Annotated in this window: 12 protein-coding genes; 6 read left to right on the top strand and 6 right to left on the bottom strand. The window is 55.9% G+C overall.

Features of this window, described 5'->3' with window-relative positions:
* Positions 1-44 precede the first annotated feature (44 nt).
* Both PSR63_RS18385 and PSR63_RS18380 read right to left on the bottom strand, forming a co-directional pair.
* Complete coding sequence (locus PSR63_RS18385; RefSeq protein ID WP_274327139.1) at positions 45-1,430, bottom strand: excinuclease ABC subunit UvrC; 1,386 nt, start codon at positions 1,428-1,430, stop codon at positions 45-47.
* 197 nt (positions 1,431-1,627) lie between these two features.
* Positions 1,628-2,113 (bottom strand): ArsR/SmtB family transcription factor, encoded by a 486-nt coding sequence (locus tag PSR63_RS18380; protein ID WP_274327138.1) that lies wholly within the window; start codon positions 2,111-2,113, stop codon positions 1,628-1,630.
* Between the two features lie 573 nt (positions 2,114-2,686).
* On the opposite strand from PSR63_RS18380, the gene PSR63_RS18375 reads away from it, so the two are divergent.
* Genes PSR63_RS18375 through PSR63_RS18355 form a run of 5 tightly spaced genes read left to right on the top strand, consistent with a single transcriptional unit; the run spans position 2,687 to position 8,833 of the window.
* A complete protein-coding gene (locus PSR63_RS18375; RefSeq protein ID WP_274327137.1) occupies positions 2,687-4,603 on the top strand; it encodes a peptide ABC transporter substrate-binding protein in 1,917 nt (638 codons plus the stop codon).
* Positions 4,600-5,523, top strand: a complete 924-nt coding sequence (locus tag PSR63_RS18370) for an ABC transporter permease (RefSeq protein ID WP_274327136.1) — start codon at positions 4,600-4,602, stop codon at positions 5,521-5,523. The genes PSR63_RS18375 and PSR63_RS18370 overlap by 4 nt, the downstream gene beginning before the upstream one ends.
* A 24-nt stretch (positions 5,524-5,547) precedes the next feature.
* Positions 5,548-6,720, top strand: coding sequence for an ABC transporter permease (locus tag PSR63_RS18365; RefSeq protein WP_274327135.1), 1,173 nt, complete (start codon positions 5,548-5,550; stop codon positions 6,718-6,720).
* 10 nt (positions 6,721-6,730) lie between these two features.
* Positions 6,731-7,789 carry an ABC transporter ATP-binding protein gene (locus PSR63_RS18360; protein WP_274327134.1) on the top strand — a complete coding sequence of 353 codons (1,059 nt, stop codon included), beginning with the start codon at positions 6,731-6,733 and terminating at the stop codon, positions 7,787-7,789.
* Positions 7,790-7,813: 24 nt separating this feature from the next.
* Positions 7,814-8,833 (top strand): ABC transporter ATP-binding protein, encoded by a 1,020-nt coding sequence (locus PSR63_RS18355; protein ID WP_274327133.1) that lies wholly within the window; start codon positions 7,814-7,816, stop codon positions 8,831-8,833.
* Here PSR63_RS18355 and PSR63_RS18350 read toward each other — a convergent pair.
* On the bottom strand, positions 8,830-9,291 hold the full coding sequence (locus PSR63_RS18350) for a hypothetical protein (RefSeq protein WP_274327132.1): 462 nt from the start codon (positions 9,289-9,291) through the stop codon (positions 8,830-8,832). The genes PSR63_RS18355 and PSR63_RS18350 overlap by 4 nt on opposite strands.
* A gap of 14 nt (positions 9,292-9,305) precedes the next feature.
* On the opposite strand from PSR63_RS18350, the gene PSR63_RS18345 reads away from it, so the two are divergent.
* Positions 9,306-9,437 carry a hypothetical protein gene (locus PSR63_RS18345; RefSeq protein ID WP_274327131.1) on the top strand — a complete coding sequence of 44 codons (132 nt, stop codon included), beginning with the start codon at positions 9,306-9,308 and terminating at the stop codon, positions 9,435-9,437.
* Positions 9,438-9,767: 330 nt separating this feature from the next.
* Here the strand turns inward: PSR63_RS18345 and PSR63_RS18340 are convergent, their stop codons facing one another.
* The 3 genes from PSR63_RS18340 to PSR63_RS18330 all read right to left on the bottom strand — a co-directional run bounded on the left by PSR63_RS18340 (position 9,768) and on the right by PSR63_RS18330 (position 13,169).
* Positions 9,768-11,123, bottom strand: coding sequence for a M20 metallopeptidase family protein (locus PSR63_RS18340; protein ID WP_274327130.1), 1,356 nt, complete (start codon positions 11,121-11,123; stop codon positions 9,768-9,770).
* Between the two features lie 153 nt (positions 11,124-11,276).
* A complete protein-coding gene (gene rdgB, locus PSR63_RS18335; RefSeq protein WP_274327129.1) occupies positions 11,277-11,912 on the bottom strand; it encodes an RdgB/HAM1 family non-canonical purine NTP pyrophosphatase in 636 nt (211 codons plus the stop codon).
* 129 nt (positions 11,913-12,041) lie between these two features.
* Positions 12,042-13,169, bottom strand: coding sequence for a hypothetical protein (locus tag PSR63_RS18330; RefSeq protein WP_274327128.1), 1,128 nt, complete (start codon positions 13,167-13,169; stop codon positions 12,042-12,044).
* Between the last annotated feature and the right edge of the window lie 85 nt (positions 13,170-13,254).

Raw genomic sequence — 13,254 nt, 5'->3', positions numbered from 1 at the left:
CCTCACCCTAACCCTCTCCCCAAAGGGGCGAGGGGACAGATATTTTACCGGTCGAACGTTCTTTTTTCTCGTAGCAAGTGGTGATAGTGCTGCGCGAAACGGTGGGACTCGTCGCGAACGTATTGCAGCAGTCGCAAAGCAAATGAGTGACGACTGAGCCGGATCGGTTCGCTTTGGCCGGGCCGGTAAACTTCTTCTTCCCGTTTGGCCAGTGAGATCACCGTCGGCGGTTCGATCTTCAGATCGCGGAAAGCGGCCATCGCCGCGTTGAGTTGCCCCTTACCGCCGTCGATCAGCAGAATATCAGGGAAGACTTCGGACGTGTCGCTCAACCGTTTGAAGCGGCGGGCTACGACCTCGTGGATACTACGGAAGTCGTCCACGCCATCGACGCCGCGAATCTTAAACCGACGGTAGCCAGGCTTGAACGGTAACCCGTCGAGGAACTGAACGAGACTAGCCACCGTGTCACTTCCGCCGAGGTGGGCGATATCGACCCCTTCGATCGTCCGCGGAGTTTCCGACAGTCCCAACACTTTGCGGAGGCCTGCCAGTCCCTTCTTCGGATCGACGTAAAAGACTTCCGGCTGGGCGTGCGTTTCCAACTCGCCACGCTCATCGAGACGCTCGAGCATGGTGATCTCGTCGCGCAGCTTGGCGGCCTTCTCGAACTCCAGGTTCTTGGAAGCTTCCTGCATTTCGTCTTGCAGTTGCTTCACCAGACGCGTGCGGTTCCCCTCCAAAAACATTTGCAAGCGGCGGATATCTTTGCGGTACTCTTCCTTGCTGATCCGAAGATTGCAGGGAGCCGTGCACTGATCGATGCTGGCCAAGAGACACGGGCGAAACCATTTCCAGCGTTCGTCGGTCTCGTCGATGTCGAGATCGCAAGTGCGGAACTTGAAAATCCGCTGCAGGACCTGAATCGCTCCCCGCAGGGCCCCGGCACTGGCAAAGGGTCCGTACAGCTTGGCGTTTTTATCTTTGGGTTCGCGGGTAAACTCGACGCGGGGGAAGTCTTCCCGCTGGGTGATCATCAGGTAGGGAAACGTTTTGTCGTCTTTTTGCTCTTTGTTGTACTTCGGCTGGACATCTTTGATCAGCCGCGATTCGGCGAGCAGTGCGTCGACTTCGCTTTCGGTCTCCAGATAGTCAGCATCGGCGATTTCGTTGACCCAGTAGCCGGTCCGCTGATCAACGGCCGCTTCGGCCAGGAAGTAACTGCTTGCCCTTGAACGCAGGTTCTTGGCCTTGCCCACGTAGATCACCCGCCCTTTGTCGTCTTTGAAGATATAGACGCCGGAAGTCGTCGGGAATTTACGTACCTTGTCTGCAGTTACCGTAAAGGGAACATGTTCCGCTGGCTTTCCTTCGGAGGGAGCCGCTTCCGGCGATGGGGCAGGCTGCTGGCCGTCGAGATTCTCTGCCATGATCCAAGGGGGCTAAGGTGTACAAGATTCCATCATGAAATTCTAACCCTTACCCGATTTTTTGGCAGTACGAACAACGGCAAAAGAGGCCTGATCGCCGAAGGAGGCCGATTTCTCCTGGCAAGAACGCAAAGAAGGCTACCTGGGACACGATCAGGTAGCCTTCGTGCGAGCCTCATATTGAGGAGAGAAGGTTCTTAGTGGACGGCGACCGCTTGGGTTTCCGTTTCCAGGCGTACCATGGCTTCGCCGAAGTCGATCTTATCGTCTTCCAGGCCAGGTACTTGGCGGAACAACACTTCGGCGAAGCGTCCGAACTGTTCCGGAATGACGCGATAGAAATTGTTCTTACCGTCGCGTCGCGATTCGATCAGTCCACAGGTTTTCAGCAGGGCCAGGTGATGACTGACTGCTGGCTGGCTTTGATCGAGCAAATCACACAGCGATCGAACATTGAGTTCGCCTGCCTGTAGCAGGTAGCTGAGGATTTTAAGCCGAGTTTCGTCGGCCAACAGCTTAAAGAGTTGAACGAGCTGACGAGCAACGTCTTCGTTCAAGGGTTCGTAAGGTGAAACTTCCTTACCGGATCCTTCCGGCTGGGAAACGTGCGAGGGACTATCATTGTCTGAGTAGTACCCTTTGGACATCGTGTGTCCATTGGCTGGAGTGGCCAAGAACATCATGGCAGATCTTCTCCGTGTTAGTAAGGCTTGGGCCCCTACTGATTAGTTAAGTTAACTGGCCCTGAAAAAGGATGAGTCACGCCCTGAGAGATAGCTTGACGCGGCCAATGCTTAACCCTCGCTCGCCTTGATAGCGAAACGGAGAAATGCAGTTTCCAACGAAGACGCGTAAAGTTAAATCGAATGGCGATGAACAAACCCAATTGCTAGTAGGTGAACCAAGCGCTAACGGCTCTCATACTGCAATCGAGCCTCGCCCCAACGTACGAATGCTCGGGCAAGGCGGTTCGCTCATTCCCGGAGTATCGGACAATTCGAATGAAACTGCAACATTTCTATCGAAAACAAGGCCTGTAGCTTGCGCCTTTCAAGCGGACTGGTCCGTTTGAGATCAGCATATCGTCAGCTCTTGCGGAATTTGATACGATCAGGAACTTAGGTGATGATCACCTTGAAACCCACTGCCAATGGCCCGAATGAGTGAGAAATCACCGAATGAAATGGTCAATACGAGGATTATTTCCTTACTTCTTCCCACTAATCTTCGTAGTCGCTCTCTTTTTCGCGCTTCGGATGGGGTCGCTCCCCCCCGCGGACTTCACCTTTTCTAACGGTACCGAGCCACAAACGGTGGACCCGGCTAAAAGCACCGGTGCCCCTGAAGGGCGGATCATTGACGCCATCTTCGAGGGGCTCTATCGGAAGATGCCCGATCCCAACGATCCCAACGACATGGTCCCGTTGCCCGCGATGGCCAAGTCGCACGACGTATCGGATGACCTGAAGACTTATACCTTTCACATGCGTGAAGGTGCCAAGTGGACCAACGGCGAACCGGTCACCGCTTACGACTGGGACTTCTCCTGGATGCGTTTTTTGCATCCAGAATCGGGAACGCAGTACGGGTACCAACTGTGGTACATCAAGAACGCCAAACGCTACACGACCGGCGATTTTGATGTCGGCGACCATGTTGAAGTCGAACTGGCCGATCGTAAGGATCGCGCTCAGATGTTCCCTCGCGGAACGATGGTCTCCGGCATCTTGAAGAAGGTAGATACCTATCCGGAAGGTTCCAGCGAATCGAGCAACTCCGGACACGGCGAAGAAGAGAGTGCTTCCTACAAAGTATTCACCGTCGACTGCGTGCCTGAGAAAGACGGCCAACCGCAATGGGACGGAGAAACCACCGAACGCGTCTTCTATCAAACAGGCACGCCAAAGGCTTTCCTGGAGAAGCATCCCGGCGCCGAAGAAGCGATGCACGTTTTGCTTCACTTCAGCGAAGTCGGCATCAAAGCTCCTGACGAGATGACGCTGGTCATCGAGCTCGAATCGCCGACGCCGTACTTCCTGGAACTGGCTTCGTTCTACCCGATGCACGCGGTCAATCGCACGTGTATCGAAACGCACGGTTACCCTGACTGGACCAAGCCGGAGAACATTGTCACCAACGGCCCCTATCAAATTCAGGAACGCCGCATCCGCGATCGTATTCGCCTGGCGAAGAACCCGACCTATTGGAATGCGGATAAAGTCAAACTGGAGACGATCGACGCCCTGGCCGTGCAGTCGAACACCACGCAGCTCAACATGTTCATGAGCGGCCAGATGGAGTGGGCCACCGATATTCCCAACCCGGTGTTGGACGATCTGAAAGAACTCGACCAGGAGAAGAAGAAGGAGCCAGGGCGAGAGAATGAAAGCGACGATCTGCAGATCGCCCCAATGCTTTCTACCTACTTCTATCGCGTAAACACCAATCGGCCGCCGCTCGATAATCCGAAAGTACGGCAGGCCCTGAACCTGGCAATCAACAAGCAAGAGATCGTCGACTTCGTCACCCGCGGTGGGCAGGTTCCGGCTGGTTCGCTCGTGCCGCCGGGTATCACCGGATACGAAGGACCACCGACCGAGTCGTACGATCCAGAGCGTGCCCGAAAGCTGCTTGAGGAAGCCCTGGGCGGCGAAAAGATGCGTCCCATCCAGATTCTGTACAACACGTCGGAAGGGCATAAGCAGATCGCCGAAGTGATCCAACAGCAGTGGAAACGCAATCTGCACATCGATGTTCAACTACGGAACGTCGAGTGGGGCGTCTACCTGACAACGGTCCGCGAAATGGATTACGACGTCGCTCGGGCTGGTTGGATTGGCGACTATCCCGATCCGAATACTTTTCTCGACATGTTCGTCACCGACGGCGAGAACAACGAGACCGGCTGGAGCAACGAAAAGTACGACGGCCTGATCGACGCGGCACGCAGTGAAGCCGATCCCCAAAAACGCTTTAACATGCTTCGCGACGCGGAAGAGGTACTGGTCGACGAGATGCCGATCTTGCCGATCTACTTCTACGTTTCGATCAACATGGTACGGCCGTACGTGAAGAACTTTTATCCGAACCTGCAGGATCTCCATCCCCTGCACATCCTCGAAATTGACGAAGAACAACGCGAAAAGATTCGCGAGTGGGAGGGCTTGGAGTGATTTACTTTTTGGCCAAGCGGCTAATGTGGCTGGTGATCACCTTGTGGGTCGTCTTCACGATTAGCTTCTTTCTGATGTGGACGGTCTCGCCGGAAGGTGCGCTCTTGAACGAGCGGCAACTTCCCGAGGCGATCAAACGCAACCTGGAAGAATACTACGACCTGGATAAGCCTCTTGCGACGCGGTACGTCAAGACAATGGGCAACTACATGGTGCTCAACCCGGGCCCCAGCATGAAGCTGATCGACAAGTCGGTCTTCGAGATCATCTCGGAAGGTTTACCGATTTCGATTTCGCTCGGGCTATTGGGGCTTAGCTTCGCGATGCTGATTGGCTTCTCGACCGGGATCATCTCGGCACTAAGAAGACAGTCGCTGATCGATGTGACCTTCCGCATGATTGCAACGCTGGGGATCGCGATTCCTAACTTTGTGTTGGCAGGCTTCGCGATCATTATTTTTGTGTTCGGCTTGAATCTGTTTCCCGCGGCTGGTTGGGGACGCCCGATCAATTTGGTGCTGCCGTCGCTTTGCCTGGCGGCTCCTTTCGCGGCGTACATCTCGCGTCTGACACGAACCGGCATGCTGGAAGTGCTGGGGCAAGACTACATTCGTACGGCGTATGCCAAGGGGCTGATGCCTGCGACGGTCGTGCTGAAGCATGCATTTCGTGGTGCTATCCTGCCGGTCGTCTCATTCCTGGGACCAGCCACGGCAGGCATTCTGACCGGGTCGCTGGTGCTGGAACGCATCTTCTTTATTCCCGGTTTGGGAAGCCACTTCATCGAGGCCGTTCAGCAGAAGGATCACCCCGTCAGCCTGGCGGTGGTGATGATCTACACCTTCCTGTTGTTCTCGATGAATACGTTGGTCGACCTGTCGTACGGTTTGATCGATCCTCGCGTCAAGTTGGACAAGTAACTCCTCGCTGCGAAGGCCAGAGCCTTGGATTCACTTAATAAGCACGACCCCTACGCCGACGCGTTGCCGCCGATCGAGAAGTATCAGGCAATGTACAACGAGGCGAGAAACATCCGCGGGATTTCGCTATGGCAAGATGCCTGGCGTCGGCTGCGCCGCGACTGGGTCTCGATGACGGCACTCAGTTTCCTGGTCCTGCTAGCCTTGGCAGCCATCTTCACTCCGCTGTTCCCTTTGCAATCGCCGCGTGAGCAAGACCTGGCCAACCGTTTGGCTTTGCCCCCAGAGTTTCACTCGACGACCAAGCGGGCCAACGAAGAAGGGGAAAAGGAAGTCGTCCCGGTCAGCTTGCAACTCAAGGGACTCGAAGGAGAAGAGTTCGATCGCCGCGTTGGCGAGCTTTGGACCGACCCGACCGGCTTTGACATGTTGCTATTGAACACGCGCCTGGCGATCTTCGGCGACTATTGCCTGCCCAGTTTGTGCGGCACCGACCTCTTGGGACGCGACTTGCTTTCGCGTCTATTCTATGGGGCTCGGGTGTCGTTGATCGTGGGACTGGTCGCCACACTCGTTTCGCTGATCATCGGGGTTAGCTACGGGGCAATCGCCGGATACTCAGGCGGGATGGTCGACGACTTCATGATGCGGGTAGTCGACATCATGTATTCGGTGCCGTTCATTTTCCTGGTGCTCTTCCTCATCACGATCCTCAGCGAAGACGACGTCAAGCAGTGGCTGGAAAGCTACGGCATCAGCCGCATCGTCATTTTGTATATCGTGATCGGGGCCGTGTACTGGCTGACGATGGCCCGCGTGGTGCGTGGTCAGATCATCAGCTTGAAAAACGAACAATTTGTCGACGCGGCACGAACCGTGGGCGCCAGTGGATTCCGCATTGTGTTTCTACACCTGGTGCCCAACGTGATGAGTATTGTGATCGTCTACCTGACGCTGACCATTCCGGCGGTGATGCTGTTCGAGGCGTTTCTGTCGTTCCTTGGTCTGGGCGTGGAAGCTCCGGCTGTGAGCTGGGGTGTGCTGGCTGAGGAAGGCCTGAAGGTGATCACGCCGGTGAAAATCTACTGGTGGTTGGTGGTGTTCCCGGCCTTGGCATTGGCATCGACGCTGTACTCCTTGAACTTCCTGGGTGACGGACTGCGTGACGCTCTCGACCCGCGAATGAAGAACCGATAAGGGTAACCTTGTGACTGTAGAAACGACGAGCGCATCGACGAAGGACAAGCCTTCCGGCACCGGCAAAGTGCTGCTGGAAGTGCGTGACCTGGCAGTCGAGTTCCGCACCGAAGATGGAACCTTCAAAGCGGTTCGCGGGGTTGACTTCGATCTGCGAGCTGGCGAAACGCTAGGTATTGTCGGCGAGTCAGGCTCTGGTAAGTCGGTCACCAACCTGGCCATGCTGGGGCTGATCCCTCAGCCTCCTGGCAAGATCACCAGCGGCTCGGCCATGTATAACGGCAAAGACCTGCTGAAGATGAGCGACAAGGAACTCGCGAGCATTCGTGGGAACCGCATCGCGATGATCTTCCAGGATCCGATGACCACGCTCAATCCATTTTTGACCATCGACGAACAGTTGACCGAGGTCACGCGAAAGCATCTGGGGCTGTCCTATAAAGACGCCTTGGACCGCGCGATCGAGATGCTTGAAAAGGTCGGCATCCCAGGTGCCAAACGCCGCGTGTTCAACTATCCGCACGAATTCTCCGGCGGGATGCGGCAACGCGTGGTGATCGCGATGGCCCTGTCGTGTGATCCCGAAATCCTGATCGCGGACGAACCGACGACTGCTCTGGACGTGACCATTCAAGCCCAGATCCTGGAACTCATGCAGCAGCTGCAAGAAGAACACAACACGGCGATCGTGATGATCACGCACGACCTGGGTGTGATCGCGAACATGGCCACAGACGTGCTGGTCATGTACGCCGGACGCAAGGTCGAACAGGCCAAGGCTCACGACTTGTTCGCCGACCCTCGACACCCTTACACGTTGGGGTTGCTCAATTCGATTCCGCGGATCGACGAGGAAGTGGGAGCCCAACTCTCACCAGTTGCAGGACAACCACCCGACATGAGCGAGCCGATCCCAGGCTGTTCGTTCTATCCGCGTTGTCCGTACCGCGTGGATGACTGCCAGAAGATCGATCCACCGCTAGTTCAAGTCGACACGGGAACCGCGCATGCGTGCATTCGCGACGTTACCCAGATTGATCTGCCGGTTCCACCCACTGCCACTAACTAACGTCTTAGCTAAGCTATCGCATCCATGTCACAAGTAATAGACGTCTCTCCCGTTCTCGAAGTCCGCGACCTGAAAGTTCACTTTCCGGTTCGACGCGGCAAGTGGTTCGCGTCCCAAACTGAAATCGTACGGGCCGTTGATGGCGTTTCGTTTGATGTGAAGCCTGGTGAAACGTTTGGGCTGGTGGGGGAAAGTGGCTGCGGCAAGTCGACCACGGCGCGGGCCATCATGAACCTGGTCAAACCGACCGCCGGTACGATTCACCTCAACGGCAAACGAATCGACGATCTCTCGCCAGCATCGATGCGGCAACATCGTAGCGACCTGCAGATGATCTTTCAGGATCCGTACGCTTCGCTCAATCCGCGTATGACCGTGGGCACGATCATTGGTGAACCTCTTTCGATCTTCGGACTGAAGTCTGGTCTCGATCGAAAGCTGGAAGTGATGCGACTGATGGATGTCGTCGGGCTCAATCCACGGTTTGTGAATCGGTATCCGCACGAGTTCTCGGGCGGTCAGCGACAACGTATCGGGATTGCCCGAGCACTCGCGGCCAGGCCCAAGGTGATTGTCTGCGACGAACCAATCTCGGCCCTCGACGTTTCGATTCAGGCCCAGGTGATCAACCTGTTGATGGACTTGCAGCAGAAGCTGGGCGTCGCCTATGTCTTCATTGCCCACGACTTGAGTGTCGTCCGGCATATCTCGCACCGAATCGGTGTGATGTACCTGGGACGAATCGTCGAGCTATCGGAATCTCAAGAGTTGTTCCGGCAGCCGATGCATCCTTACACACAGGCCCTCTTGTCGGCTATTCCGGTGCCCGACCCGGATATCGAACGCAAACGGCAACGGATCGTGCTGCAAGGGGAAGTCCCCTCGCCTGATACGTTTTACCCCGGCTGTCCGTTTGCCGATCGCTGCCCAATTGTGCAGCCTGAGAAATGCACGGCCAGTCCACCACCGCTGGAAGGGACACCGCACCCGGCAGCTTGCTTCTTTGCCGGTGACAAGTCGATCGAAGACGCGGCGCCGAGCTAACTCGCGGCCGAACCCGATTTGGAATTCGAGAGGTCGTCGGCCATCTTCACGATCGACGAGCCCGTCCGCATTCGCCGCGATTCCATGTAGTAGCGAACGATCGCTTCGACTTCCGGTTTCATGCTGCGGCAGGCCAAATCAATCGAAGCAAAGCCAGCCAGCGGGGAGTCGTCTTGCGTAAGATAAAGGATGACGCCTTGCTCGTGGGGCTCGAACCGGGCAATTTCTCGCCAGGGTGTCTTCCGGCTGCCGAGAAATGAATTCTGAATGATTCCCCGCGGGCCGAGGTCAATCCGAACGGGAACAAACATCTTCCAGGTTGCGGCCAGGCAGGCCAGCACGACCCCCAGCGATACCCACACCGAAACGGTCCCCGAATAAGTAAGGAACGCAAGCACGATCAGCAGCAGTGCGGTCGTCCCTTGGGCGATGTGATCATCGCGAATAGGCAATCGCACCAAGGATAGCTCCGGTGAATGCGTCTCAAATTCGCGACTGGATGGTGGCATGTATCGCCGATCAATGGCCCTTGATGGGAAAGGGCAGCCTGGGTGTCAAACTCACGGGGGTGCGTCATGATCAAGTGACGCAGGTTGATGACTAGGTGTTCGCATCGCACCGGTAATCATTATTCCCACGCTCCAGTATAGAATACTCAGAATCACGAGGCTCCAGATAACGATCGCAGGAAAGTTCTCCGAAAACAAGATCTTAATTGGCGGCTCTGCGCTCCGTTGCGGTGGCCTTTTTGCTGTTGAATGGTCGCGATCCTGCCGTTGATCCAGTTCTTGGGTCAACTTCTGCCAGTTTTCGGTCGCCTCAGGCGTATCGTAAGTCTTTGCGACCCATACGCGTGCTTGCAGTAAACCGTAGATAATAATGCCCACCAGAACGACGTAACCGGCCGCCATTCCCATTAATGTGTGCCGATGCATTACTGATCGCCCGGCTTGTGCTCGAAGAGTTCCAAGAGCGCGATCACGGTCGCGCTAATGCCGGTTTCCAAACAATCCTCGGCGTCGGGATAGAAAAGCGGCGAGTGCAACGAGGGAGGCTCTTGCCCAAGTTGCTCGTAGCGAGCCAGCCGTTTCGCATCGACCGCCCCCAGCCGGTACATGAAGATCGGTACGCCGGCGATTCCATAGCGGCTGAAGTCTTCGCCTCCCATCGAAGGATCGACCGGCACCACTTTTTCGTCGCCAAACGCATGATTGAAGTTCTTCACGATCCGCCAGGTGAGATGCTTATCGTTGAATAGGCTGGGCGTTCCTTCGCTGATTTCAATTTTCGGTTCCGGAGCACGGTAGCTGATCGCGACCGCTTTCGCCTTCCGCTGAATCGCTTCGAGCAGTTGCTTGCGTACTTCTTCGCCGTAGCTTCGCACGGTCAGCTGCAGATGACATTCGTTGCCGATGATGTTGTGCTTCGTCCCACCGTGGATAGCCCCCACCGTGACGACAGCAGGATCGGTTGGATTGACTTCACGACTGACAATCGTCTGCAGGTCCAAAATCAACTGGGCCGCCTGAACGATCGGGTCGACCGTTGCGTCGGGATGAGCTCCGTGGCCCCCTTTGCCTTGCACGTAGATATCGACACTATCCACATTGGCCATCGCGTAACCGCCGCGATAGCCGACCGTTCCCGTCGGCAAGTTGGGATCGACATGCAAAGCGATTGCGTAGTCTGGCTTCGGGAAACGTTCGAATAATCCGTCCCCCAACATCGCCTTGGCCCCCTGCCCTTTTTCTTCGGCTGGCTGACCGATGATCATCAGCGTGCCGTGCCACTCATCTTTGTGGGTCGCCATATACCGGGCAGTGCCGACCACGTTGGTCATATGAATGTCGTGACCGCAGGCATGCATCACTCCAGATTCGGTCCCATCTTCCAGCTTGACCGTTTGCTTCGATGCGTAGACCAACTCGGTGTTCTCGGTGACCGGCAAGGCGTCGAGATCGGTCCGCAGCATCACGGTCGGCCCTTCGCCGTTCTTCAGAATTGCCACCAGGCCATGCCCACCGACCCCGGTCGTCACTTCGTATCCGGCCGATTTCAGTAGGTCAGCCAGCCGCCGGGCAGTCTCTGCTTCTTCAAAAGAGACTTCCGGATGCGCGTGAAAGTCCTGGTAAATCTCGACGAGCGAACCGACCTGCTGGTCCACCCATTGCTTGACTGGGGCAGAATCCCTGCTGGGGGGATCGGCATTAGCATCAGCCAGGGGCAGCATGCCGTAACTCGTGATAAACAAGCAGGTAACGGCAAACGAAACAACGCGAGCCCGAACCATGGATTAAGATCTCGAAAAAAAGATGCGAATTACGCCTTGTCAAAAAGTGGGGACGAGGATTATCATCCCTAGGTAGATTATATCACGGTCTAATTTTATTCGAGCAGACGTCCGCGACTCATCCAACGGCGTCTGCTTATTTTGTTTCTTGGCCTATTTCGTGGCCAAAAGTGCCGGATTCTTGCCCAGCATCTCTTCCAGCTGGTGAACGAATGCCCGGGATGCCTTGGCTCGGTGGCTGATCAGCCCCTTGATCGCTGGCCCCATCTCGCCAAACGTACGATGGTATTCACGCAGCTCGAAGAGCGGGTCGTACCCGAACCCATTGGTACCGCGACGCTCGGTGACAATTCGCCCGTGGCACTTGTCTTCGGCTTCTAAGATCACTTCGCCTTGGGGATTGGAAAGCACGATGTGGCACACATAGTGGGCACCCCGTTTTTCTGGCGGCAAGCCTTCCAGCTTTTCCAATAGCAGGTCATTATTCTTTTCGTCGGTCGCGTCGTCGCCAGAGAACCGCGCAGAATAGATCCCTGGGGCACCCTTGAGGGCATCGACGCATAGTCCGCTGTCCTCGGCCAAGACCCACTCGCGGATCGCAACGGCTTGCTGCGTCGCCTTCTTGGCGGCGTTCTCGGCGAACGATTCTCCATCCTCGACGACTTCGATGGCTGCGGGAAACTCTTCCAGGGTTTTCAGTTCGATCCCTAGAGGAAAGAGCAGACGCTGAAGTTCGCCTCGCTTCTTCTGATTGTAGGTGCCAAGCACCATTTGCCGGTTGTCGGACATCACTCGTTTTCCAGTACGCTGTTTCTCGGATGGGCAGAGGACATCGTAACGAGAAACGAGCGCATAAAAAAGGTTCCACGATGAACGTGGAACCTCGAGTAAGTTGCTTGCTTGTAGTCCGCGGACAACCTATCGAATTGGACGACGTGCGTAGTCGGCGGCGATGCTCACCTTGGGAACTTCAACCGGCAGTGGCTGAACGTCAAAGACAATTCCGTTGAGCGATTTTGGCTTGTACGAAGGAGCCGTACCCCCTTCGATGGTCGCGGTACCTGTTCCGCCTTTGTAGCCATCCATGATGCGTTTGACTTGCGGATTGATTTCGATCTTGCCATCGCGACGCGGCGTACCAACGGTTTCAAACGCCCCGACCGTGACGATGCTTTCCGATCGATCGTGGAAGGTGTAGGCTTCGACGCCTTGCTTACGAAGAGCTCCGGCCAGTTTCTCCGCCTTTTCCGCGGCAACGGCCAGGCGTGTTCCGCTGACAATATTCTTCTTTTCGATCTCTTCGATCTTCTTTTGATCCAACTCGACAGCACCCCGGAACGTGGCGACACGTACGGTGTACTTGCCAGGGCAATTCAGCAGGCTGTACTGGCTGTCCTTGTTCATGTTCAGGACCAATTCATCCATGCCTTTGGGGCGGAAGTACTCTTCCGGCAGCAGTGGATTCCGGGTGACAAAAGCATTGCCCATGGGGCCTTTTTCTTTGTCGTCTTCCGAATTGATCGCTTCGCGTAGCTTCTGGCGAATCGTTTTGATGGTGTCGTTCTTGACGGTGTAGCTGTCCTGGAAGACCTTGGGCTTGGCCGTCTTGATCTTGTTCAGCGTCTTTTCCACGCCACTTTCTTCGACCGTTTCAAAGTTGCCGACCATGACCACGAAGCTAGTGAAGCTCACGTCGTTCATGTATCGCATCTTCTTGGGGCCGCCGTAACGATCGTACCCTTTGCCGACCACCGAATCGGTGTAGTCGTAGTTCTGATGCCAGGTATAAGCTTCGAGCCCGTAGTCCTTGCGAAGCTCCAAGACCAAGTCATTGGCATCCTGCTGGGCACCGGGACCGGTGAAACTGGTAGCCATGATCAGCCAGGGACCGTGATCTTCGGTCAGCTCATAGCTCTTCTCGGCGTCAGCTTCCACACGCTGAAAAGGAATCAGATTGGCCCATGGTGGAGCGGCCCAGGTTGTTGTGGTGGCAGCGGCAACAAAGACCATTGCCAAAGCCAGACGCAAATTCGTGTGGACAAACATCCTTGCTTGTTCCCCTCATGTGACAACAAATGCATCGATCGATCCCAGGCCCATCTTGGGCCGGGAATGGTCGGGGAACAGTAAC

It is taken from the genome of Bremerella sp. P1 (assembly GCF_028748185.1).
GTDB lineage: Bacteria > Planctomycetota > Planctomycetia > Pirellulales > Pirellulaceae > Bremerella.
Note: the sequence above shows the minus strand (reverse complement) of the source record. Positions and strands in the feature narration are given on the sequence as shown.

Excerpts from the sequence above, each read along its gene's own strand:
- rdgB (WP_274327129.1), bottom strand. The coding sequence starts at position 11,912 with ATGTCCGACAACCGGCAAATGGTGCTTGGCACCTACAATCAGAAGAAG.
- PSR63_RS18380 (WP_274327138.1), bottom strand. The coding sequence starts at position 2,113 with ATGATGTTCTTGGCCACTCCAGCCAATGGACACACGATGTCCAAAGGG.
- PSR63_RS18375 (WP_274327137.1), top strand. The coding sequence starts at position 2,687 with ATGGGGTCGCTCCCCCCCGCGGACTTCACCTTTTCTAACGGTACCGAG.
- PSR63_RS18330 (WP_274327128.1), bottom strand. The coding sequence starts at position 13,169 with ATGTTTGTCCACACGAATTTGCGTCTGGCTTTGGCAATGGTCTTTGTT.
- PSR63_RS18340 (WP_274327130.1), bottom strand. The coding sequence starts at position 11,123 with ATGGTTCGGGCTCGCGTTGTTTCGTTTGCCGTTACCTGCTTGTTTATC.
- PSR63_RS18385 (WP_274327139.1), bottom strand. The coding sequence starts at position 1,430 with ATGGCAGAGAATCTCGACGGCCAGCAGCCTGCCCCATCGCCGGAAGCG.
- PSR63_RS18355 (WP_274327133.1), top strand. The coding sequence starts at position 7,814 with ATGTCACAAGTAATAGACGTCTCTCCCGTTCTCGAAGTCCGCGACCTG.